The sequence below is a fragment of the Streptomyces sp. NPDC026500 genome, assembly GCF_055567635.1.
Map to the genome: position 1 here is coordinate 1 of NZ_JBVHQB010000022.1, position 22,843 is coordinate 22,843.

20 protein-coding genes and 4 pseudogenes are annotated in these 22,843 nt (G+C 67.4%); 14 read left to right on the forward strand and 10 right to left on the reverse strand.

Features of this window, described 5'->3' with window-relative positions; all coding sequences use genetic code 11:
• Positions 1-185: 185 nt before the first annotated feature.
• A pseudogene (locus ACZ4N5_RS32280) lies at positions 186-491 on the forward strand (type 1 periplasmic-binding domain-containing protein); the annotation flags it as partial.
• A gap of 177 nt (positions 492-668) precedes the next feature.
• Here ACZ4N5_RS32280 and ACZ4N5_RS32285 read toward each other — a convergent pair.
• Positions 669-1,238: pseudogene (locus tag ACZ4N5_RS32285) on the reverse strand (sigma-70 family RNA polymerase sigma factor); the annotation flags it as partial.
• A gap of 745 nt (positions 1,239-1,983) precedes the next feature.
• On the opposite strand from ACZ4N5_RS32285, the gene ACZ4N5_RS32290 reads away from it, so the two are divergent.
• The 5 genes from ACZ4N5_RS32290 to ACZ4N5_RS32310 all read left to right on the forward strand — a co-directional run bounded on the left by ACZ4N5_RS32290 (position 1,984) and on the right by ACZ4N5_RS32310 (position 6,898).
• Entirely contained in the window at positions 1,984-2,319 is a 336-nt protein-coding gene (locus ACZ4N5_RS32290) for a MerR family transcriptional regulator (RefSeq protein ID WP_467760577.1), read from the forward strand.
• Positions 2,320-4,046: 1,727 nt separating this feature from the next.
• Positions 4,047-4,250, forward strand: coding sequence for a cold-shock protein (locus tag ACZ4N5_RS32295; RefSeq protein WP_151471173.1), 204 nt, complete (start codon positions 4,047-4,049; stop codon positions 4,248-4,250).
• 343 nt (positions 4,251-4,593) lie between these two features.
• Positions 4,594-6,087 (forward strand): DEAD/DEAH box helicase, encoded by a 1,494-nt coding sequence (locus tag ACZ4N5_RS32300; protein WP_467760578.1) that lies wholly within the window; start codon positions 4,594-4,596, stop codon positions 6,085-6,087.
• 46 nt (positions 6,088-6,133) lie between these two features.
• On the forward strand, positions 6,134-6,538 hold the full coding sequence (locus tag ACZ4N5_RS32305) for a CBS domain-containing protein (protein ID WP_467760579.1): 405 nt from the start codon (positions 6,134-6,136) through the stop codon (positions 6,536-6,538).
• 51 nt (positions 6,539-6,589) lie between these two features.
• Positions 6,590-6,898: an SCO5918 family protein gene (locus tag ACZ4N5_RS32310; protein WP_467760580.1), complete on the forward strand. Its 309-nt coding sequence runs from the start codon at positions 6,590-6,592 to the stop codon at positions 6,896-6,898.
• A gap of 110 nt (positions 6,899-7,008) precedes the next feature.
• Here ACZ4N5_RS32310 and ACZ4N5_RS32315 read toward each other — a convergent pair whose 3' ends face one another.
• A complete protein-coding gene (locus ACZ4N5_RS32315; protein ID WP_467760581.1) occupies positions 7,009-7,368 on the reverse strand; it encodes a hypothetical protein in 360 nt (119 codons plus the stop codon).
• Positions 7,369-7,692: 324 nt separating this feature from the next.
• Positions 7,693-8,253 carry a hypothetical protein gene (locus ACZ4N5_RS32320; RefSeq protein WP_467760582.1) on the reverse strand — a complete coding sequence of 187 codons (561 nt, stop codon included), beginning with the start codon at positions 8,251-8,253 and terminating at the stop codon, positions 7,693-7,695.
• Between the two features lie 395 nt (positions 8,254-8,648).
• On the opposite strand from ACZ4N5_RS32320, the gene trhA reads away from it, so the two are divergent.
• The gene (gene trhA / locus ACZ4N5_RS32325) at positions 8,649-9,302 is read left to right on the forward strand and encodes a PAQR family membrane homeostasis protein TrhA (protein WP_467760710.1); all 654 of its coding nucleotides are present in this window, start codon (positions 8,649-8,651) and stop codon (positions 9,300-9,302) included.
• Positions 9,303-10,510: 1,208 nt separating this feature from the next.
• A complete protein-coding gene (locus ACZ4N5_RS32330; protein ID WP_261703049.1) occupies positions 10,511-10,714 on the forward strand; it encodes a cold-shock protein in 204 nt (67 codons plus the stop codon).
• Positions 10,715-11,716: 1,002 nt separating this feature from the next.
• On the opposite strand, the gene ACZ4N5_RS32335 is transcribed toward ACZ4N5_RS32330, so the two are convergent.
• Positions 11,717-12,184: a DUF6292 family protein gene (locus ACZ4N5_RS32335; protein WP_467760583.1), complete on the reverse strand. Its 468-nt coding sequence runs from the start codon at positions 12,182-12,184 to the stop codon at positions 11,717-11,719.
• A 1,011-nt stretch (positions 12,185-13,195) separates the two neighbouring features.
• Here ACZ4N5_RS32335 and ACZ4N5_RS32340 point away from each other — a divergent pair.
• Positions 13,196-13,534, forward strand: coding sequence for a MerR family transcriptional regulator (locus ACZ4N5_RS32340; RefSeq protein ID WP_467760584.1), 339 nt, complete (start codon positions 13,196-13,198; stop codon positions 13,532-13,534).
• A gap of 307 nt (positions 13,535-13,841) precedes the next feature.
• Positions 13,842-14,039 (forward strand): annotated as a pseudogene (locus ACZ4N5_RS32345) (IS5 family transposase); the annotation flags it as partial.
• 107 nt (positions 14,040-14,146) lie between these two features.
• Here ACZ4N5_RS32345 and ACZ4N5_RS32350 read toward each other — a convergent pair.
• Positions 14,147-14,674: a hypothetical protein gene (locus tag ACZ4N5_RS32350; RefSeq protein ID WP_467760585.1), complete on the reverse strand. Its 528-nt coding sequence runs from the start codon at positions 14,672-14,674 to the stop codon at positions 14,147-14,149.
• Positions 14,675-14,911: 237 nt separating this feature from the next.
• Entirely contained in the window at positions 14,912-15,313 is a 402-nt protein-coding gene (locus ACZ4N5_RS32355) for an ATP-binding protein (protein ID WP_467760586.1), read from the reverse strand.
• A gap of 147 nt (positions 15,314-15,460) precedes the next feature.
• Here ACZ4N5_RS32355 and ACZ4N5_RS32360 point away from each other — a divergent pair, with 147 nt between their 5' ends.
• Together ACZ4N5_RS32360 and ACZ4N5_RS32365 are read left to right on the forward strand one after the other, a co-directional pair.
• The gene (locus ACZ4N5_RS32360) at positions 15,461-15,886 is read left to right on the forward strand and encodes an STAS domain-containing protein (RefSeq protein ID WP_467760587.1); all 426 of its coding nucleotides are present in this window, start codon (positions 15,461-15,463) and stop codon (positions 15,884-15,886) included.
• Between the two features lie 274 nt (positions 15,887-16,160).
• A complete protein-coding gene (locus ACZ4N5_RS32365) occupies positions 16,161-16,610 on the forward strand; it encodes a DUF6192 family protein (RefSeq protein ID WP_467760588.1) in 450 nt (149 codons plus the stop codon).
• A gap of 173 nt (positions 16,611-16,783) precedes the next feature.
• On the opposite strand, the pseudogene ACZ4N5_RS32370 reads toward ACZ4N5_RS32365, so the two are convergent.
• The 4 genes and pseudogenes from ACZ4N5_RS32370 to ACZ4N5_RS32385 all read right to left on the reverse strand — a co-directional run.
• Positions 16,784-17,310, reverse strand: a pseudogene (locus tag ACZ4N5_RS32370) (sigma-70 family RNA polymerase sigma factor); the annotation flags it as partial.
• A gap of 447 nt (positions 17,311-17,757) precedes the next feature.
• Positions 17,758-18,282: a class E sortase gene (locus ACZ4N5_RS32375; RefSeq protein ID WP_467760589.1), complete on the reverse strand. Its 525-nt coding sequence runs from the start codon at positions 18,280-18,282 to the stop codon at positions 17,758-17,760.
• Positions 18,283-18,360: 78 nt separating this feature from the next.
• Positions 18,361-18,534 carry an LPXTG cell wall anchor domain-containing protein gene (locus tag ACZ4N5_RS32380; RefSeq protein ID WP_467760590.1) on the reverse strand — a complete coding sequence of 58 codons (174 nt, stop codon included), beginning with the start codon at positions 18,532-18,534 and terminating at the stop codon, positions 18,361-18,363.
• Between the two features lie 47 nt (positions 18,535-18,581).
• Positions 18,582-19,631 (reverse strand): glycosyltransferase family 2 protein, encoded by a 1,050-nt coding sequence (locus ACZ4N5_RS32385; RefSeq protein WP_467760591.1) that lies wholly within the window; start codon positions 19,629-19,631, stop codon positions 18,582-18,584.
• 176 nt (positions 19,632-19,807) lie between these two features.
• Between ACZ4N5_RS32385 and ACZ4N5_RS32390 the strand changes: the two genes are divergently transcribed.
• Together ACZ4N5_RS32390 and ACZ4N5_RS32395 are read left to right on the forward strand one after the other, a co-directional pair.
• On the forward strand, positions 19,808-20,569 hold the full coding sequence (locus tag ACZ4N5_RS32390) for a DUF6183 family protein (protein WP_467760592.1): 762 nt from the start codon (positions 19,808-19,810) through the stop codon (positions 20,567-20,569).
• Positions 20,570-20,768: 199 nt separating this feature from the next.
• Positions 20,769-22,820 (forward strand): phosphocholine-specific phospholipase C, encoded by a 2,052-nt coding sequence (locus ACZ4N5_RS32395; protein WP_467760593.1) that lies wholly within the window; start codon positions 20,769-20,771, stop codon positions 22,818-22,820.
• Positions 22,821-22,843 lie beyond the last annotated feature (23 nt).

A 22,843-nucleotide genomic window follows, 5' to 3' on the forward strand; every position in this document is an offset into this window, starting at 1 on the left:
TGGTCCCGGCCCGGCGAGCCTCAGCAGGGCCTCCGGCGAGGGCGATTCGGGCCGCAACCTGGGGATTCCGTCAGCTTGATCGGCTACACCACTCGTCGGGACGCCATCTAGCCACCACCCGCCACGCGGGCCGGATCATCCTCGAAGCGCAGGAGGAAGCCGCCAAGCACGACCTGCTGCTGCTCATGCAGAACACCGGCGGAGACCTGGAGCTGGAGCGCAAGGAGATCGAATTCCTGCTCCAGCGCCAGGTCGACGGGGTGCTGTACGCGTCCATGTACCACCGGGTCGTGGAGGTGCCGGAGCAGTTGCGCTCGGTCCCCACGGTGCTGCTCGACGCACGCGCGGACGACCCGTCCGTACCGTCGGTGGTACCCGACGAGGTGCAGGGTGGGGCGACGGTGGTGCGTGAACGGCTCCGCCACGGTCACCGCCGGATCGGCTTCGTCAACAACGTCGACGACATCCCGGCCACCCACGGACGCCTGGAGGGATACCGGCAGGCCCTCGCGGAAGCCGGCGTCGCCTTCGATCCCCGGCTGGTGGTGGCCGAGACCGCCTCGGCTGCCGGCGCGGCGGGCGGCGCTCACGCTGCTCCGGGCGGCGGAACGACCCACCGCGTTGTTCTGCTTCGCCGACCGGATGGCGATGGGCGTCTACCACGCCGCCGCGGCGTCGAGGGAGGCCGAGGTGTAGCCGTTGGCGGCCTTGCGGGCCTCGATGACCTCTTCCTCGGACAGGGACATCAGCTGGGCGAGTTCCTTGACCGTGGGAGTGCGGCCGAGCCGGCTGCGGAGTTCCTCGGTGGCCTTGGCCAGTTGGACACGGGCTTCCTGCAGGCGGCGCGGGACGTGGACGGCCCACGTGGTGTCGCGGAAGAAGCGCTTGATCTCGCCGACGATGTAGGGGACGGCGAAGGAGGTGAACTCGACTTCTCGGGTGAGTTCGAAGCGGTCGATGGCCTTGATGAGGCCGATGGTGCCGACCTGGACGAGGTCTTCCATCTCGTCCCGGTCTCGGCTGCGGAAGCGGGAGGCGGCGAACTGGACGAGGGTGATGTTCATTTCGATGAGGGTGTTGCGCGCGTACTGGTACTCGGGCGTGCCCTCTTCGAGGACGGCGAGCTGGTCGAAGAGCAGCTGCGACAGCTCGCGGGCGTCCTTCGGAGCGATCTGTGACGGGTCGCTGATCTCCGGCAGCACGACGGTCCGCGCCCCGGTCGTCTCGGTCACTGTCATGCTCGTCCCCTCCTGCGTGATCCAGCCTCAGATGCCGCCTGCTCCTGAGCGGCCAGAGACGGCGTACCCCCACTTGAGGTATGCATGCCAGGTCAGGACGGTGCGCTGGTGGAGCTTCGAAGCCAGGGTTGCCGCAGGTCGGCGACGGGGCTGACGACCGGACCGGGTGGCCCGCAGTGATCAGGGGCCGCCGTGAGCAGGACCGCAGTCGAAGTTGCAGTACCCGCAAGTGCAGTTCGCGGTATTCGGCAGTGAAGGTTGTGAGTGGTACCTCGGTGAAGGCGTCAGCTGCGGGCGCGCGCACCGGGAGGTTCGGCAGCGGGGTTCCAAGCCAGGGCAGTGGTTGCAGGACGGGCGACGGGGCTGGCTGCCGAAGAGTGACGCCTCCTCAGGTCACCGAGCAGTTCGCATCACCAGCAGTACGCAGGACCAGCAATACGCAGTAGAGCAGCTCCAGCGTAAGCAGCCCTCCCGGGGGCGCTGGATCAAGAGGGATGGAACGGAGGAGCGAGGCGCCATCAGGATCGCCCGGGCGGAATGGCTGAGCCCGGGTACCGCAGGACATCGATAGTGAGGTGGTCTCCGGTCGAGCAACCGCGATCCCCGCGCCCCGACAGCAGTCCGGTCGGGCCCGCGGAAACAGAAGGCCGGCGCAGTACCAGGGTCGGCAGATGGTGTAGCAGTTCCTTCGGGGCCCTGGCACACATGGTGCCAGGGCCCCTCCACGCGTTCCATGAGAGGTGCGATGACAGCAGACGACTTGTTCGGCCGGCTCGATGACGACGACTACCGCGCCTACACCATGGGCCGGGCCGCAGCGTTGCTCGGCACCACCCAGGGCTGCCTCCGCGCCCTCGGTGAAGCCCGCCTCATCACCCCGCTGCACTCCGCCGGGGGGCACCGCCGCTACTCCCGCTACCAGTTGCGGATCGCGGCCCGCGCCCGGAAGCTCGTCGACCAGGGCACCCCCAGCGAGGCCGCCTGCCGCATCGTCATCCTCGAGGACCAGCTGGAAGAAGCGCAGCGCATCAACGCCGAACACCGCCGCGCCGCCGGATCGTCGAACCCGACGGGTCGGTAGCGGCTGTGAGGGGCTAGGTTGGGGGCGCAGTCTCCCTACGCCGTTCGGGTGTGGTGGTTGAGGCTGCTTCCCGCAGCAGAGCGAGCCTGCGGCGTTCCATGAGCGCCGGGCCCGCCTCGACTCCCGTAGAGGCTGACAGGCCCGGTGCGTCCCTGGCGGGCACATTGATACCCGGGTTTCATGCTTCCGGGTCCTGCCTGCGGGGGAGTGCTCGATGCGGACGGTACGGGGGCCACGTCGCGCGAGGCACACGGCCGCCGGCCGACCGGCGGCCGTCGCCATGAGCTACTCGAGCAGGCGAGACGGGACCGGCTGTGCGGTGGCCGGGATGAGGGCGATGTCCGCGGTGATGCGTTTGCCGAGGGGGGCCGCTCGACGATGACGGTTTGGGCGGGTGCCCTGACGATCTCCAGGCCGTGCTGGCCGACGCGTTCCGGATCCAGCGCCTGTGCAGCCGGCAGTGCGGGATTGCTGTCCCAGAGTTCAACCCGTACCACGGCACTGGTGACCCGCAGGTGCAAGAGGGCCGGTCCCGGCGCGTACTTTCGGGCGTTGGTCACCAGTTCGCTGACGATCAGCTGGACGATCTCGACCGTGGCGGTCACCATCGGGATGCCGTGGTCGTCTCTCGCCTTCGTCAGGAAAGCCGCGGCCAGATGACGGGCCTGAGCTATGCAGGAGCCGTCGCTGTCCAGCGCGAGCGATGTCTCCAACAGCGAGGCCGTTTCGCCTTCGGCCCCTTTTGTCTCGTCCATCCGTGCTCGCTTCCCTCTCCCCGCCCGCTACCCCTTTCAGGGCCGGGTACGCCCGCCTGGAACGTTACCTGCAGCACAGGCGCACGGGGGTAGCGCCCTTATAAGATGTAGCGCTTCCGGCGTCCTGCAGTGCGCTCGCCTTCATGGACTCCAGCGCCGTCAGCGTCCTGGCCGCACAACGCGATGAGGCGTCCGCCAGCGGCTGGATTCGGCTGGCGGCCTTGCGGGGCAGCGGTTCAGCGGGTCGTTGAAATCGTTGGTCTCGACACGGTCATCCCCTGCTGTCCCACGCTCCGTCAAGCCCTCCCCTCTGACGACAGGCAAAGCCGCTCCGCTCCCGGTCGGCGGCCGGACTCTCGCCACAGGTCGTCCTGGATGCGGCGCCCGTCGGGCAGACGGCGAATGAACACCAAAGTTTCAGCCAGCTGTCAGCTGCCATGTCCGGGTGAAGCCGAGCCTATGAGCGCACGGCACTTCCGGAGGGCGCAGTCTGCCCGGCACGATCCACGGTGACGTCCCCTCACCGGATCGAACGCTCGGCTACTGCTCCGGACGCGGCGATCAGCGCAGGTCCGCCTCATGTTGGTGGCTTCAATGCGATCCTGCGGACAGCCGCACACGCCAAAGCGCCCCGACAACCCTGGTTGCGGCTGACGACTCCGCTTTTTTTGGAACGCTGCACTGCGAGTGAGTCAATATCTGTGCTCGTGAGGTAAGAGTTTGCCGGACCGTGTAGTGAGAGTTTTTGCCGCAATGAGCGGAGTAGAATTACTTAACCGACGCGGGCCGTTGCGGCGTGCTACTGTCCATCTCAGTTGCAGTTGTGGTTCCCGAACTTCAAGTGCTCCCACTCGGCTTCTGTCGGGGAGAGCACTTTTGTATTTCCGGTCATTTTCCGGCGGGGTAATCATCGCGGCGACACGGTGTGCGCACGGTGCGGATGCCGGTGTACTGCCCCAAAGGAGATATGACATGGCTGCTGGTACCGTGAAGTGGTTCAACGCGGACAAGGGTTTCGGCTTCATCGAGCAGGACGGTGGCGGCGCTGACGTGTTCGCCCACTTCTCGAACATTGCCGCCCAGGGCTTCCGTGAGCTGCTCGAAGGCCAGAAGGTGACCTTCGACATCGCGCAGGGCCAGAAGGGCCCGACGGCCGAGAACATCGTTCCGGCCTGACGCTGACGCGCACTTTGTAGCTGGGGCCCGCATCCCTCGGGGTGCGGGCCCCAGCTACACGCATTTTCCCGCAGTGGTTTCACCTGCGGGACGGCTCGGAGAAATCCGCAGTCTCACCACACGGGCGGCTCCTCCTTCAGGATGCAGGCGCATCCTGAAGGGCCACACCGCACCTCGGCGCCCGGGACTTTACGTCCTCGCTGCGTCACCTATTTCAGCATTTACGCCCGCCGCGGATTCCCGTCGGTCGGATTTGCTTTGGCATCGGTCCATACTTGTAATTCCGTGCTGCTCACCGCTTGCGGGAATTCCTTGATATGTGCCGCATCGAGGAAGGTTCCGCATGAACCGCACACGTACGAACGACCACTCACCCCGCACCCGTAATGGCAGTGCCGACGCAGGAAGGGGCGGCAGCCGCTTCGGCTCGCCGGCACCGCGCCGTTCCGGCGGTCCTGCTCGGTCAGGCAGTTACGGCCGCCGGCCCGCCCCCGTGCAGGGTGAATTCGCGCTCCCCACGACGATCACCCCCGCGCTGCCTGCCGTGGAGAGCTTCGCCGATCTCTCCATGCCCGAGCAGCTGCTGGCCGAACTCGGCAGGCAGGGTGTGAGCGCGCCGTTCCCGATCCAGGGCGCGACGCTGCCGAATTCCCTGGCGGGCCGTGACGTCCTGGGCCGCGGGCGCACCGGCTCGGGCAAGACCCTCGCCTTCGGTCTCGCCCTGCTGGCCCGTACCGCCGGACAGCGTGCTGAGCCCCGCCAGCCGCTGGGGCTGATCCTCGTACCGACGCGTGAGCTGGCGCAGCAGGTGACCGACGCGCTCACTCCGTACGCCCGGTCCGTCAGGCTGCGGCTGGCCACGGTGGTGGGCGGGATGCCGATCGGCAGGCAGGCCGGCGCGCTGCGAGGCGGGGCCGAGGTCGTCGTCGCGACCCCGGGCCGGCTCAAGGACCTCATCGACCGGGGCGACTGCCGGCTGAACCAGGTGGGCATCACGGTGCTGGACGAGGCCGATCAGATGGCCGACATGGGTTTCATGCCGCAGGTCACCGCGCTACTCGACCAGGTGCGTCCGCAGGGGCAGCGGATGCTGTTCTCCGCCACCTTGGACCGTAACGTCGACCTGTTGGTGCGCCGTTATCTGACGGACCCCGTCGTGCATTCGGTCGACCCGTCGGCCGGTGCGGTCACGACGATGGAGCACCACGTCCTGCACGTCCATGGCGCCGACAAGCACGCCGCCACGACGGAGATCGCCGCCCGCGAGGGCCGCGTGATCATGTTCCTGGACACCAAGCACGCCGTCGACCGGCTGACCCAGGACCTGCTCAACAGCGGGGTTCGGGCCGCCGCGCTGCACGGCGGCAAGTCGCAGCCGCAGCGCACCCGCACACTGGCGCAGTTCAAGACGGGGCACGTGAGCGTGTTGGTGGCGACCAATGTCGCGGCGCGCGGCATCCACGTCGACAACCTCGACCTCGTCGTGAACGTCGATCCGCCGACCGACCACAAGGACTACCTCCACCGCGGCGGACGCACTGCGCGAGCCGGTGAGTCCGGCAGTGTGGTCACCCTGGTCACACCGAGCCAGCGTCGCGGCATGGTGCGCCTCATGGTGGACGCCGGGATCCGGCCGCAGACCACCCAGATCCGCTCGGGCGACGAGGCCCTGCACCGGATCACCGGCGCCCAGACCCCGTCCGGCATCCCGGTCGTCATCACCGCACCGGTGGCCGAACGCCCCAAGCGCAGCGCCACCTCCCGAGGCCGGCGCCGCCCCTCCTCGACGACCCGCCGCGCGCTCGTACGCCAGACCGTCTTCGATGCGGCGGCCTAGAACTTCCGTGATCAGGAAGCTGACCCATCTCTGCAGGAGGCACCTTGTGACGCTGGTTCAGAGGCAGCCCCGCCCGGCGAGCGCCGGCCCCGCGCACACGACGGTGGCCGAGGTCATGGACGCGGCCGGACCGCAGGTCTGTGACGACATGAGCGTCGAGGTGGCGCTGTCCGTCATGGCCGCCGCCGGCACGGGCCGGCTGATCGTCTGCGACCAGGACGGCCAGTGCACCGGCCTGGTCACCCACGCCGAACTCACCACGATCCGCGACAGCTCCGCCTACACGGACCGTTTCCGGCTGCGCGACCTCCTCGGCGACCACGGGTCGTTCGCCTCACCCGTGACCACGATGGCCGACGCCGAAGCTGCGATGCGCGCCCGTCGACTGGGTGCCCTGCCGGTGGTCGACGAGCAAGGCAGCGCTCTGGGCGTCCTCGCCCTCTCCCGCTGAACCGCCCACCCCGGCCGTACCGTTCTCCCCTACTTCTCCCTGTGAGGTCACATGCGTTGCGTCATCGCCCGCTTCCCCTTCGAACTCACCAAGGCCAGCGTGCTGGACTCGATGAAGGGCATCAAGCCCGAGCCGGGCTCCGGCGAATCCGTGATCATCGGCCGCCGCCACTACCCCGTCAAGCAAGTCGGCCAGGTCATCACCCGCCAGGACCGCCGCGATTTCAGCGCCGCCGAAGTCCTCCGCGCCATGGCGCAGCTCGGTTTCACCTGCCGCGCCCTCCCCAAGGCCGCACCCGTACGCGCCCTGAGCTCGCTGCGGCACGCTTCCGCGATGCTCGGCACTCCCGTGTCCGTCTGACCGACCGCGGGAAACAGGGCAGGCCGGCACCTGGACGGCACTGTGGGTCCGGCCGGCGCGCGCCGGCCGGACCCACACCGCTTGCCACGGGTTTTTTCCGCGGGGGTTGCTCAGTGGTCGGAGTAGCTGAAGTCGCCCATGGTCCAGGCGCTGACGTCGGCGATCGCTACGCGGTACATCCCGCCGGTCTCGGGGATTCCGACTGTGCCCTGCAGGATGCGGGCGACGTGGAAGTGCAGATGCGTGGGAGGTCCGTCTTTCTCCGCGGGGGTGTTGAAGACGGCGGAGAACTCGCCCAGGCGGGCGGAGTCCGTCAGCACGTCCGACACCCTCTGCCTCCACACCGCTTCAGGGGCCAGTCGGCCGGTGATGACGGCACCACCGGTGACCACGGTCAGGGACATCTGGTTGCTCTGCCCGGACTCCACCAGGGTGGCGACGTCTACGAGCAGCTCGTCAGGCTTGGACATGGGGAAGATTATATTGACTGGCCACCCGGCCCCTGACGTGTGGTGACAGCAGGCACGGAGGGTGCCGACCGTCTGACGAGGGAGCTTCGGAGGGTGACCGGGGTGGCGCTTGCGAGGCGCTCAACCATGGTCAAGGGAAGCCGGTCCCCCGTGGGTCACGCAAGAAGTCAACGACCGCGAGGGTCACCCCGTCGTCTGCACTCGCGGCCTGCCGCTGATGCTCGCCCCGGTCGGCCCAGATGACGGTGCTGCGGGATAACTTGCGCTGTCAGCACTGCACACGGCTATGGAGCGGTTCCGTCATGTGGTCCAGAGAACAACCCTTCAGACGCTCATCCAGGCGTCGAGGAAGGCTTTACGCCCCACGGGATCGTCCGACCTGCGGTCTGCGTGCAGGACGCGCCAGGCGGTGAGTTCGAGATCCCGGAGCCACAGTTCGCCGATGACCTCTGTCTTGAGGTCGGGGAAGTCGTCGGACTCGACGAGGGCCTGTCCGATCACCTCGCTTGCTGCGACGCGCTGGGGTGGGGTCATCTGGTCGACGGCAGAGAGGATCTGCCGGGCCAGGGCGGTTCCCTCTCCGGTCAACGAGCGCAACACCAGAGTCTTGATGTTGGCGGGCAGCAGATAGGCGGTGCCCGATGACCTCCACAGCTCGGACCAGAAGCGCTCTCCCGCCTTGGTGGGGGCAGGCAGCGCGGCCAGCAGCCCGAGGAGATGGCCGGTGGCGGCATATCCGTCGGAGTGAGCCGCTGCGACGACTGCGATGCCGGCGACGCGCTCCACATCAAGACGGCCCGCCTCGAGATGCGGAGCCAGACCCAACTGGTGTTCCAACTGGCTCGTGAGGGGGGTGGATACGTGGGGACGGACCTCAGGAAGCATCGACGATCCTTGCGCGTAGGCGGGCCCAATGCCCGGTCGGAAGTCCTGATCGTTCCCATGACGGGCCGGTTTATTCGGCTCCGGCACACCCAATCGACGCCAGGATCAATGAGGTCGCAATACCAACCGCAACCGTTGCGGAAAAGCAGGCCGCGACGGTGAGCACGGAGTTCGCGAGCGACCTCTCGGAATGCTGTCCGAGTGTCGTCTTCTAGCATGCCTCCATGATCACCGGTGATGCCCACGAGGGAGGACGAGAAGCCGTGTCCCAGGACGCTGCTGAACCCGAATGCATCTACGTCGCCTCACGGCGGCGGGAGGCTCGTGAAGACGAGCCGCCCGCCGGATCACGCGACGACCAAGCGACAGGGAACGCTCATCCGGTGGCCGCGCTGGTGGAGCGGGCAACCGACCTGGTCGAACCGATCAAGCCGCAGTTGCGCGGTTGGCTTCATGCGGGAATGGTCCCCGCCTCGCTGATCGCCGGCATCGTGCTCATCTGCCTGGCCCGCACTCCGCAGGCAGCCGTGGCCTGCGCCGTGTATTCGGTCACCGCCTGGATGCTGTTCGCAACGAGTGCCATCTACCACCGTGGCACCTGGGGGCCGCTCGGCGAGGCTCTCCTGCGGCGTCTCGACCACGCCAACATCTTCCTCATCATCGCCGGCACCTGCACCCCCCTGGCCGTGCTCCTGCTCCCGCCGGGCCAGCGGTCCGTACTGCTGTGGATCGTGTGGGTGGGCGCACTGGCCGGCATCGCGTTCCGGGTCCTGTGGGTCGGAGCTCCGCGCTGGCTGTACACCCCGTGCTACCTGGCCCTGGGCTGGGCACCGGTCCGCTATCTGCCCGACTTCCTGCATACCGGGGGAGCGGCCGTACTCAGCCTGATCGTGGTCGGTGGCCTGCTCTACAGCGCGGGCGCGGTTGTCTACGCCCTCAAGCGCCCTGACCCCTCACCCCGGTGGTTCGGCTTTCACGAGGTGTTCCACGCCCTGACCGTGGCAGCCTTCACGGCGCACTACATCGCCATCTCCCTGGTCACCTACTGACCGCGACAACGTTCGGGCCCGCGTCGCAACGCCTGGTGGTGCACGACAGTGCGGAGGGGCCCTGACACCAACGGTGCCAGGACCCCTCGTCGCGCCGTGAGGGGGCGGTAGGGCCGCGGCCGACTCGTACGGCCGTCTCGACGATGACTACCCCCTGCTTCGCCACGGGCCGGACTGATACGCGGCATCGCCCAGGCTCCTCGACGAAGCGCAGCGCATCAACGCTGAACACCGGCGGGTCACCGGATCGCCGAACCCAACGGACCCGGCCTGAGACGGTTGAACCCTGCAGCCACCCCACGCACTTGGCGGCTGACTCCCATGCAGACTGCCCGGAACGCGGGCGTTCCGGGCAGTCTCGTGTCTTAGAAAGGGGCTGAGAGCGATCCAAATACGGAGAGGCACTCGTGCTGGAAGTCGCCGCTGTACAGCTGGAGTACCGAGTGGCGGCGCCTTGGGCGGCTTTCGTGGTGCCGTCACACTGGTCGGGCGGGCATGACGGCCACTGGGACGTGTGTGCCCGTTCGTGTCCGACGGTGATGGATTCCGGGCCTGTTGTCAGGCTGCCCGGGCGAGCTGGGCTCGTCCGAACAGCAGGGCGCAGCCGTCGGGGAGTTGTCCGATGATCCGGGCGGTCAGGTCGTCTCCGGCGAGGCGGGCGACGATGCTAAGGACCGAATCCGGTGTCCCTGCAGGGTGTCGCCAGAGTGCCACGGGACCGTTGGGCGAGGTCCTTCACGAAGCCCCAGCCGGTCGTGGCCTGCCGGTGGGCATCGGCGAGGTGAGGTAGCTGGCTGCTTCCTGGGGGAGGCGTGCGGCGAGCTCTACGCGTTCGTCGCACAGCGGCGAACCTTACTCTGACCAGCGTTTTCCCTGATCCGGCGGTGCATCGCCCGCGCGCGAACCGTCGACGAAGGGACCGCCCATCGAGGCGACGCCGCGAACCTGATGGCCGCGGTCCGAGATGAGCGTGCTCGCCAGCGTCGGCGGCCGTCGTACACCCGGTCCCGGCGTGTGGGCGTGATCGTTTCCACTGGTGACAGAGTGTGTGGGCGTGTAGCGTCTGCGTCAGCTGTCGTGGTTCGGAGTTCCCCTTTGCCCACGCCTTTGGTGTGGGCTTTTTGCTGTGCTGTGCCGCAGGGACCAGGGCGATCACCTCCGCCTTCCGCATGAAGTGGGAGGCGTCCATCGACTGGAAGGCATGAGACATGGCTACGGGAACTGTGAAGTGGTTCAACGCGGAAAAGGGCTTCGGCTTCATTGCCCAGGACGGAGGCGGTCCGGACGTCTTCGCGCACTACTCCGCGATCAACTCCGCGGGCTTTCGTGAGCTGCAGGAGGGCCAGATCGTGACGTTCGATGTCACCCAGGGCCAGAAGGGCCCGCAGGCCGAGAACATCAACCCGGCCTGACCTCTCCCCCCTCCCTCCTGCCCGCGGGCGCCGCGGTCGGCAAGCACGGCTGCCTCATGCAGCCGCACCGCCCGACCCGAAACAATGGACGCCTTGGCTTGACGGGGGCGCGGGCGGAATCTGAAATGCACGGATCAGGGCCGCGCAGTTGCTGCGCGGCCCTGATCCGAGTCGAGACCGACGTACCGCGCGGATGAGGTTGGCAGGTTGGCACAGGGGCGTGCCCCGCCTCGACAGCAGCGGCTGCGTGCGAAGGGCTTATGCCGATGAACAATCCGGCAGGAGTTCATCGACCCGCACGCCGGGGTGCCTCCGGTTGAGCTGACTGGGCTGTGCGGTCAGCGGAGTGTTTACCTCCTGCGAGGTGGAGCCGGCGCAGGGTATTTTCCGTGTCGTGCCTGAGGTATTCGGGGGAGGCCAGGCGCTGCCACAGCGGGTCGGGGTGGCAGGGGATGGTGGCGTCGCGGGCGGCCCATTCCCTGGCGAGCTGTGTGTAGTGAGAGGTGTGTTCGGGTCCGGGGTTTCCGCTGAGGTCTGGCCACGGGCGTGCGCGAGGTTGGAAGGCGTTCGGCGCGTTTGTACTGGAACGCGGGCCTCGGCTCTGCGCTTGCCGCTGCCGGCCTGTGCGCCGTGGCTGGAGTTCATCCAATGATCATCCGTCACGTTCGTCAAAACGATTCGTCCGTCCTCGGGGACACCGTGCCTGGTGTACCTTCGCGCTCCGTCTCCGTCAAAACGCTTGTCGGCGGTGGTGGGCTTCCTGGAAGGCGCTCTTGTGGGTGTCCGCGGTTTTGGGGGGCTGGCCTGCGCGGGCTCCGAGGTCGGCTGCCAGCAGCCTGTTGAGGGCGCTGGGGTTGCTGCTTTCGGCGTACTCGAGCAGGTGCAGAAGGGCTGTGAGTTCGCCCTGGCGGGGAGGTGGGTCAGTGGATGCGAGGCGCGGGAGACCAGTGCCCGACGCACACGGTCTTCGTAGGCGCGTCTGTGCAGGTCGGCGAAACGGATCTAAGGTTCTTCGAACAGGCAGGGCTGGGCGGGAAGGTAGGGGGCGAGGCTGTCCAGCAGCACGGCGAAGTCTTGGCCCTCCTGCCGGTAGAGGGGCTGTTCGCTGCTTCCGGCTCCGGCCGGGTCGCGACGGAAGGCGTCGACGAAGGCCGCGACGATGCGGGGTTCGGGAAGCAGGCCGGCTCCTGGCCAGCGGACACCTGAGAGGTACCGGTCCTCCTGGTCGGCGGTGTAGAGACACCAGCCGGACGTGCCCGCCCAGTGGATCCCGCAGTCGCCCCCGCCATGCTGATCCTGGAATGCCTGCGTGAACGAGATGCCTGCCTCGACATCGAGGTACTCGCCACCGTCCGCGTCGTGCCAGGGACCGCAGCTCTGTACCCCGGTTACCGGCCGACCTGCATCCAGGAGGCGCTCGGCGACAGCGGCGGCGTAGTGGCCCGCCCGCCTAGAGAGCTCAGCTGACATCTGGGGACTGGTCTCGCAGGCCACGGAACTCTCTCTCCGCTGTCGGAATCGGACGGTGACGTCGCTGCAGACCCCGCCGAGCCGGACTGGGGTCCGCGCAGGAGCCGCGCGGCAGCCCGTCCTGGCTTGCGTCCGCTAGGGTACGGCGGCTGGTGATCGTACAGAGCCCAACCCGCGCGACTTGCACTGCACCCTGTGCTGCGTCTCGGCTGCGCCCGGGGAGTGGCCGCGCTCCTCGAGCCTGATTACCTCCTCACCGGCCACGCGAAAATCTATGGTGGCTGGAGTAGACATTGGCTGATCGTCTAGCTATGGTTTCTCTCGTAGCCAGGAAGACAGCAGGGCCCGGCAGACACGAACTGCCGGGAGTGGTAGCGGCAGTTGCAGGACGGTGCGGTGGTGGAGTTTCGAAGCCAGGGTTGTTGCAGGTCGGCGACGAGACTGACGGCCGGACCGGATGGCCCGCAGTGATCAGGGGCCACCGTGAGCAGGACCGCAGTTGAAGTTGTAGTTGCACTACCGGTAAGTGCAGTTCGCAGGACCCAGCAGTGAAGTTGGTGAGTGGTACCTCGGTGAAGGCGTCGGCTGCGGGCGCGCGCATCGGGAGGTTCGGCAGTGGGGTTCTAAGCCACAGCAGATGTAGGACGGGCGACGGGGCTGGCTGCCGAAGAGCGACGCTTCCTCAGGTCGCAGTAGGACACGCAGTAGAGCAGTGCCAGAAGTACGCAGTCCCCTTCGGTAAATGTTGGTCAAGAGGAAATAACGGAGGAGCGAGGCGCCATCAGGATCGCCCGGGCGGAATGACTGAGCCCGGGTACCGCAGGACATCGATAGTGAGGTGGTCTCCGGTCGAGCAACCGCGATCCCCGCACACGCTCACACTCACGGTGAGCTGGTGCGGATACAGAAGGCCGGCGCAGTATCAGGGTCGGCAGATGGTGTAGCAGTTCCTTCGGGGCCCTGGCGCGCACAGCGCCAGGGCCCCTCCACGCGTTCCATGAGAGAGGTGCAATGACGGCAGACGACTCGTTCGGCCGGATCGACGACGATGACTACCCTGCCTACACGATGGGCCGGGCCGCCGAACTCCTCGGCACCACGCAGGGCTTCCTCCGCGCGATCGGCGAAGCCCGCCTGATCACCCCGCTGCGCTCGGCGGGCGGCCACCGCCGCTACTCCCGCTACCAGCTGCGCATCGCCGCCCGCGCCCGCGAACTCGTCGACCGGGGCACACCGATCGAGGCTGCCTGCCGGATTGTCATCCTTGAGGACCAGCTCGAGGAAGCGCAGCGGATCAATGCCGAGTACCGGCGCGCCGCGGGATCGGCTGGCCCGACGGCCGCAGTCTGAGACGGCTTGGACCGGCCGCTCGGTCTCCCGGCTTGCGGTGGTACGCGGGGGGAGGCGCACACATCAGGAGCTGACGGCAGCGCTGGCGCGACCACGCCCTGGTCAAGGAGTTCCACGACCGGCTGCGCGCAAGGATCCGCGAGAGGGCGGGGCGTGACACGGAGCCGACGGCTGGCGTGATCGACTCGCAGTCCGTCAGAGCGGATGCCGTCGTCGGCTCTGACAGCCGTGGCTTCGACGGCGGCAAGTGGTCAACGGGCGCAAGCGGCACGTCGTGGTCGACACCCTCGGTCTGCTGCTGGGGGTGATGGTCACCGCCGCGGACAGCGGCGACCGCGCCGCCGCCCAGGTCGTGGCCGACGCGCACCACCGCCTCGCCTTGGTCTGGGCCGACGGCGGCTACACCGGCCCCCTCGTCGATTACTGCCTGGCCACGCTCGCCCTGGTCCTCGCGATCGTCAAACGCAGCGACGACATGCGCGGCCTCGTGGTGCTGCCCAAGCGGTGGATTGTCGAGCGGTTCTTCGCCCATCTGATGCGCACCCGCCGGCTGGCACTACGAACGCCGCACCACCAGCGCCGAGGCGATGATCTATTGGTCGATGATCCTGCTCATGAGGCGCCGCCTTGCCCGGCCACACTCTGGGCGAGGGTGAACCGCCCCGGCTGCCGCTCGGCCAGCCAGCCCCGCGCTACCAGACGTTTCGCCTTCGACCGCAGTGCCTCCACCTTGGCCGGTACCACGTCCAGGCCGAACACGGCGGCCAACTCCTGGCAGGTCAGCGGCCCTTGATGGAGCCGGTCCCGGTCCGAGAGCACCTGCAGAATGCGCTGGTAGTCCACCGACAGCACCGACCAGGCCAGCCCCTCACGCCACACCGGCACCTGCGACTTCGGCTTCGCCGAATCCCGGGGCGCTGACGGCCCGCCCGCAGCCCGCGGATCAGGGACATCCTCCGTGTCGGCGGTGCTGCCGCAGTCCGGAGCCAGCACCGCATCGGCCCGCCTGCGGGCGACCATCCACTCCTGCCATTCCAGCTCGGCCACGGCCAGTTCGGCCTGGATATGGTCGGCCTCCTCCCGCAACCCGTCGACCCGACAGCGAGCTGCAAGTTCGTGGCTGTTCCAGCAGTCCGACAACCGACGGCATCCGCAACCTCCCGGGGAGCGACGACACGACAGGCCACGACTCCCACAGAATCACCGCTCCTACCCCTAACCAGCGAAAACACCGCCCTCAAGTCCGGAAACAACAACGTCTCAGAGCGCAGTCGGCATCAGGGCTCGGCTGGTGTCCGGTCGTGCGGCAGGGCGCGGGCTGAGCTGCGTGCTGTGGTGTGCCCGTCTTCGAACGGCTGGGGTGCGAACCCGATTCGGCTATGCGGTGACGGTGTTGAGGATGACGTCGACGGTGATGCGCTTGCCGCCGGGCGTCTGCTCCACGGTGACAGCGCGGGCGAGGGCTGTGACGATCTCCAGGCCGTGCTGGCCGATGCGTTCCGGATCCGGTGCTTTGGGGGTCGGCAGGACGGGGTTGCTGTCCCAGAGCTCGACCCGTAGGAGGGGGCCGGTGATCCGCAGACGCAGAAGGGCCGGTCCGGGGGCGTACTTGCGGGCGTTGGTGACGAGTTCGCTGACGATCAGCTGGACGATCTCCACCGCCGTGCTTGCCACCGGGATGCCGCAGTCGTCCCGCATCTTCGTCAGGAAGACGGCTGCGAGGTGGCGGGCTTGGGCGATGCGTGAGCCGTCGCTGTCCAGCGCGAGGGAGGTCTCCAAGAGCGGACCCGCATCAGGCTGCCCACCAGATGATTCATCCATTCTGCCCGCTTCCGTCTCCCCGCCGGGTACCCCTCCCGGTACCGTGTACGCCCCGCCCGGAACGGTACCTGTGGCACAGCCACGGGGATGCAGTACCCGTAGGGTGTGGCGCTTGCGGCCTTCCCCTCGAATGGCGCTGGCCTGGTACCGGAGAGGATTGTTGAAGGGTTACGCGGGCAGGCATACACGGCACCGCACGCCCGACTGTCGATCACCCAGACCGCTACCGCCGGCACCCGTGTCCTGGCGCTGTGCGGCGAAATCGACGCCGACAACGTCGACCTGCTTCGCCAGGCCCTGCGAATCGACGGCATCAGCCCGTCGCAGTTGGTGCTGGACCTCAGCGGGGTCACCTTCATGGACTCCAGCGCCATCAGCGTCCTGGCCGCAGCTCACCGCACTGCCGAGGCGGCTAACGGTTGGATCCGGATGGCAGCCCTGACCGCACCGGTCCTGCGGGTCGTCGAAATCGTCGGCCTCGACACTGTCATCCCCTGCTACCCCACGCTCCACCGGGCACTCGCTCCCTGACCGGAGCCACGTAGCAGATCCCTTTTGCGATCCCTTGCGCGCAGCCGTCTGACGTCCTGAGCCGGGGTTGTGTATGACCTTGAGCAGGACAGGCAAGGGAGGACGAACTGTCTGTTGATCGCACTGCGCGGCCAATTCCGCGCAGTTGTAGCTGATTACCGTCATTCGCTGTGATCATGGGTCCGATGGCCTGATTCTGGGGTGACGGATGTGGGCCTTTCCAGTCGAGAGTCTTGGGCGTTGTGCCCTGGCCCGTACTCGGGTGGGGAGTGCCGTGTCTGAGGAGACTGAGAAGATCGGAGCCGTCAGTCGCTCCCGATATGAGGAGATCGTTGCAGAGCTGCGGGCTGTCAGGCAGCAGCCGCAGGCGCGGTTCACGATCGGGGACCGGGCGCTGGAGCTGGAGCCGATGCCTCCCCGCGGCGGCCCGCTCGCGGGGACCGCAGGGTCAGTGGCGCGGTGCCTGGCCCGGCTCGCCGAGGACGTCGGCCTGTCGGTGCCGACGGTCGAGCAGGCCCGCTGGACCGCCTCGCGCTGGCCTGTAGATCAGCGGCGGAAGGCAGACTCTTTCACCGTCCACATGGTGCTGGCCGGCATCGACGACGACGCGGAACGGTACGCTGCGATCGACCAGCTCCCCGAGGGCAAGATTCACTGGACGGTGGACGACGCCCGACGTCGGGCCGGATTCCAGGTCGGGACGCCCGTCTCTGCGCAGGAGTAGGGCGCGCCGGTCCACTTGCTGACCCGGGTGCGGAAGTCGCTGCGGCGTGTCGGCGTACGGACTTAGCTCCCCAGGCGCGCGCGTTTCAACGTTCCCCAGCCGTCAGGCCAGTTCATCCGAGACTGCGAGGTCATCGGCCCAGCCGACGGCCTCGTCCCCGATGACATGCAGTTTCAGTTGGTGGTGAGCATGCCTTCGCGCAGTTTGGTGAGGGTTCGGGAAAGCAGGTGGGAGACGTGCATCTGGGAGATGCCGAGGTGTTCGCCGATCGGGGCTTGGGTCAGTTCGTCGACGAAGCGCATGTGGATGATGCGCCGTTCACGGTCGTCGAGCCCAGTGATCAAGAGGGCCAGGGCGTTGAAGTCCTCGACGAGTTCGAGGGCGTGGTCGTCGGTGCCGAGGAAGTCGGCCCCAGCACGGCCTCGCCGTCGTCGCTGGAGCCGATGGTGGCGTCGAGGGAAGAAGAGGCGTAGCCGTTGGATGCGAGCCGGGCTTCGTCTACCTCTTCCTCGCGGAGGCACATCAGCTGCGAGAGCTCCTTGACGGTGGGCATACGCCCGAGCCGGCTGCGGAGCTCCTCGGTGGCCTTGGCGAGGTGGATCCGGGCTTCCTGTAGACGCCGGGGCACCTGGACGGCGCACGTGGTGTCGCGGAAGCAGCACTTGATCGCGCCGATGATGTAGGGGACGGCGAAGGAGGTCCCTCATCGAAAATTGTTGCCTGTCCGCAGCGCCGAACTGCCGACGGTGTCCCCGGACCGATTCGTTGTCCGATTTGCCTGTTGCTGGGCATGGGGCTGCCATCCACAGCGCGGCCAGTCGAGTACCTGGCAAGCAGCGGAGGCGGCGCAGATGCCGGTACGTCTGGGCCGCAGGCCGCGGGTCAAGGTGCCGGTACGCAACGGTCGGCTGACGAGAGTGCTGGGCTGAAACGAGCCGTCTTGAAGGCGGCCCTACCGGAGCACCGCGTACGCTCCCAGGCCACTCCGTTGGCTGGAGGGGGGGAGGGGCGGGTGATGCAGCCGCTGCCCAACGCAGTGTTCGGCGGCTACGCACGCGGCAAGCCATGTCTGCGCGGTTGCTGCCCGCACGTGCCTGGGCTGACGCCCAACGCTCGACGCTGCGCCGGTGCCGACGGCACCCAATGATCATTTTTCCAGCTCGCCCCATGCCACGAGCCGGTGGATGTATGTGCCGGTCCAACCGCGGTCCGTACAGGTGGTGAGCGTGATCCGGGCCTTGTCCGGCCTGGCGCCCGGCTTGTTGGGAACGGGAAGAACGACGCCGACGTCGGTGGGCTTGACGACCTGGGTCCGGGTGACCCGGTAGGTGTATGTCTTGCGGTGCCAGTAGACCTTGATTTCGTCGCCCTTTGTCAGGTCCGGCAACCGATGAAACGGTTGACCCCACCCCGTGCGGTGACCGGCAATCGCAAAGTTGCCGATTTCACCCGGCATGGCCGTCCCCGGATAGTGCCCGGGACCCTTCGCAAGAGCACTCTGAGACACGCCCTCAACGATCACGGGGTCATAGTCCGAGCCAAATCGAGGAATCCTCAGCGTCGCGAGCGCGGCGCCTTCCTGAGGGGCCTCGACCGACGTCTGGATCTTCTTGTGCAGTGCCTGCTGGGTGACTCTGTACTGATTGTCTGAGTGCCGGGTCTGGAAAAGCATGAAGCCTCCCAGGAGCAAACCGACGAGTATCATGCCGATACCCAGAAGTTGACTTGCCTTTTTCATGTCCGGCCCCGGTCAGGAGTCGTCATCGACCTTTCGGGGAAACAGCCGCAGAACAGCGAATCCCGCCGAGATCAGAACGAACACGACGATCCAGAACCAGATGCTGCTGGGGCCACCGGTGAGGGGCAGTACCCCTGCCGAACTGGTTCCGCTCATTGCGGCACCTGTGCCTGCATAGTTGGCCATGATTGACTCCTCTATCTGTTCGACCCCATTCCGGGGACGGCTTGGAATTACCAGTTTCGCTCTCGCTGAAGAGCTGTATCGACGAGCGCGCGGAGGTGCACGCCCTGCAGAAACAGGTCGTACAACCATTCCGGTATGACCAGCATCGAGGCAATCGACACGCGCCAACCCCTGGATTTCGCGGTGATCGCCCGCTCAAGCGCATAAAAAGCGGTGAAGGCTATCCAGAACGGAGCGATTCTCAGGCCCGATCCAGTTGCGAGGAACCACAGAACCGAACCTATGTATACGGTCGACACGGATACCCCGAGGAAGGCCACGACCTGCCTGACCCAACCTTCTGCGGTGTAACGAGTCACGCCGTAGCCGATCAGATTCTCGAGCGCCCCGCGCTTCCAGCGAAGCCGCTGCTTCGCAAGCGCTCGCCATGTCTCCATGACTTCAGTACTCATGGTCGCGCGGGCTGGAGCGACGATGCGGAATCCGAGATGCTTCAGAGCGAGCGTGAGCTCGTTGTCCTCGGTCAGTGCCTTCGTGTCGTATACTCCGTCGGCCGGGGGCAGAACACCGGATTCTCGGGCGGCGAGCACACCTTTAAGAGCGCCGGCCTTGAAAAGGCAGGCGGTGCCTGTCAGGCAAAGTACCTTGCCCTTCTTTCGTGCTGTGTCCCGGGCGTACCGGGCGAACTCATTGCGCTGGAAGACGCCACAGAGTCTGCCGCCCGAGCGACCCCTGAAGTTCCCGCCCACGGCGCCGTAGCCCTGCGTCAACTTCCGGGTGGTCACCTCGATGAAGCGAGCATCCAGATAGGTGTCGGCGTCCTGGATGAGGATTGCGTCGTCGTCCGCCATGGTCGGCAGCAACTTGTCCAGCGCTCCGTTGAGATTGCCGGCCTTCTTGTGCCTGTTGTCGACCGAATGCCAGACTTCGGCGCCCGCCGCTCGGGCAATTCGCTCCAGTCCTTCGGTTCGACCGCTGTCCTGATGCGGATCCAGGGTCACGATGACGCGGTCCGCGAGACGTGTCTGCGTCTGCAGTGCATCGAGGACGTGGGGGAGAGAGTCCGTCTCCCTGTAGGCGGGCACGAGCACGGTCACCCTCGGGACCCCCGTCTCCGGTTGTTGGCCAGGGTGGCGCGGGAAGGGCCAGCTGCAACTCGTCGTCATGTCGATCCCAACGTGATCCGGGCGGCCGGAAGGCTGTCTTTTCCTTGTCTCACCCGCTATGCACTGTAAGTTTACGCTGTATCCATACATAATACACTGAGGGCGTAATGTCAAGATTTGGCTGCATCGCCGCTCGGGCCGCGCATGCCCGCCGGGGTGTCTGTCCAGCTGATCGTCAGGCGGTCGGTTCGGCGGTCGGTTCGGCAATCGGTTCCGCACGTCGTTCGCGCCGCGGTGTGCCCGCCGAGACGGTCACTCAATTCGCCGACGGCTCGTCGGTGACCAGTACTTCTCGCTCCTTCTTCCGTACGAGGAGCATCGAAGTGCCCGCTGGGCAGACGTCCGCGCCGCGTCTCATGGAGGTGACCACGCCTGCGCTGATGCGGGGCCTGCGCACGGCGGTGGACACCTGGAAGGGGGAGCCCGGCTTCCGCGTCGAGGCCCGTGTCTTCGAGCTGGCCGAGCTGGGCGAGCTGGACGCGGGGAGGTTGTATCCGCGGCACGTTCCGTCCGTCCTGGCGTCGCTGGACCTCGCCTGCCTGGAAGGGCTGGACCACCCGGAGAAGTGGGTCAAGGTCTGCGAGCCGAGCGAGCTGTGGGCGAGGCTGTTCTGGATCGGCGCGAACGGCGGCACGTGCGAGGAAGGTGCCTACGGTCGCCTCGCCGCGTGGCGGACGCTCGCCGCGCTGTGCGGTGCGCCCGACGGCGCGTCGGTCACCGAGGTGGGGGAACGCGCCGAGGGGTGCGACTGGTTCACCTTCGACGCGTTCGAGGGCCGGCTCGGCACGGGGCCCTCGGCCATCGCCGTCGCCGCCCTGTGCCCGGACGGCCGCCGACTCGCCGTACTGGCCGCCGCCACCGCCGACTGACGGCTCACGCCCCGGGCGCGTCAGCCGAACCGGCGCGTGCAGGGGGTCTGTCCGGAACCGTTCGCCTCGCGTACCGCCGAGTTTCACCCAAGTGATACAGGGCCCTTTCCTGACGTTTGGTGCGCTTGGAACACTCCCTTCGCGCACGTTCCATCAACCTCAGGCCGAAGGCCCCGTCAGGACAAGAGGTCACCCACTCATGCCTCAAGCGAATCGGCGTCGATTCCTCCAACTCGCCGGTGGTACAGCGGCGTTCACCGCGCTGTCCGGCAGCATCCAGCGCGCGGCGGCTCTGCCGGCGCACCGCCGTTCGGGCTCGATCGAGGATGTCGAGCACATCGTCGTCCTGATGCAGGAGAACCGCTCGTTCGACCACTACTTCGGCTCGATGAGAGGCGTCCGCGGCTTCGGCGACCCGCGTCCGGCCACCACGACGGGCACCAAGTCGGTCTGGTACCAGTCGGACGGCACCAAGGACGTGCTCCCCTTCCATCCGGAGGCGGACGACCTCGGTCTCGCGTTCATCCAGGACCTCCCGCACGGCTGGAGCGACGGGCACACCGCGTTCAACAAGGGCAAGTACGACAAGTGGGTGCCCGCCAAGTCGGCGACGACGATGGCCTATCTGACGCGTGAGGACATCCCGTTCCACTACGCGCTGGCCGACTCGTTCACCATCTGCGACGCGTACCACTGCTCGTTCATCGGCTCAACGGACCCCAACCGCTACTACATGTGGACGGGTTACACCGGCAACGACGGCAAGGGCGGCGGCCCGGTCCTCGGCAACGACGAGGCGGGGTACAGCTGGACGACGTACCCGGAGCGGCTGGAAGCGGCCGGGATCTCCTGGAAGGTCTACCAGGACGTCGGCGACGGGCTCGACGCGAACGGCTCCTGGGGCTGGATCCCCGACGCCTACCGCGGCAACTACGGTGACAACTCGCTGCTGTACTTCAACCAGTACCGCAACGCCAAGCCCGGCGACCCGCTGTACGACAAGGCGCGCACCGGCACCGACGCCCGCAAGGGCGAGGGCTTCTTCGACCGGCTCCGGGCCGACGTGCAGGGCGGGCAGCTGCCGCAGATCTCCTGGATCGCCGCTCCCGAGGCGTTTACCGAGCACCCCAACTGGCCCGCCAACTACGGCGCCTGGTACATCTCTCAGGTGCTGGACGCGCTCACCTCCGACCCGGAGGTGTGGAGCAGGACGGCGCTGTTCATCACGTACGACGAGAACGACGGCTTCTTCGACCACCTCGTGCCGCCGTTCCCGCCGCAGTCCGCCGCGCAGGGCAAGTCCACGGTCGACGTCGGCCCGGACCTCTACGCGGGGGACGCGAGCCGTGCCGCCGGACCCTACGGACTGGGCCAGCGAGTGCCGATGCTCGTCGTCTCGCCCTGGAGCAAGGGCGGTTACGTCTGCTCCGAGACGCTCGACCACACCTCGATCATCCGGTTCATGGAAGCCCGGTTCGGGGTGCGCGAGCCCAACATCTCGCCCTGGCGGCGCGCCATCACCGGCGACCTCACCGCAGCCTTCGACTTCGCCCACAAGGACACCGAGCCGGTCGCGCTGCCCGACACCGACGGCTACCGGCCGCCGGACAGCAACCGCCACCCCGACTATGTGCCCACCCCGCCCGCGAACCCCGCCCTGCCCCGGCAGGAGCGCGGCTCACGCCCGTCCCGGCCCCTCAAGTACGCGCCCCTCGTGGACGGTTCGGCGGACACCGCGGCCGGCAAGTACACGCTGACCTTCGGCTCCGGCGCCAAGGCCGGCGCGGCCTTCCTCGTCACCTCCGGCAACCGCACCGACGGCCCCTGGACGTACACCACCGAAGCGGGCAAGACCGTCTCCGACACCTGGAACTCGGCGTACTCCGGAGGCTCGTACGACCTCACGGTGCACGGCCCGAACGGCTTCCTGCGCACGTTCAAGGGCGCCGGCAAGACAACGGGTCCCGAGGTCACCGCCCGCCATACCGGCTGTGATGTGGAGCTCACCCTCGTCAACAAGGGCGCCGTCACGGCAACGCTCACGCTCACGAACGGCTACGGCGGACAGCCTCACACCTTCCGGGTGCGGGCGGGCGCGACCGTGAAGTACACGGTGGACCTGCGGGCGAGCAAGTGCTGGTACGACCTGACCGTCGTCTCGGACACTGAGGCTGGCTTCCTGCGGCGATTCGCCGGACATGTCGAGAATGGGCGGCCCGGTGTCAGTGACCCGGCCCTCATCACCGCCTGATGGATACCCAACTGCCGGTTGAT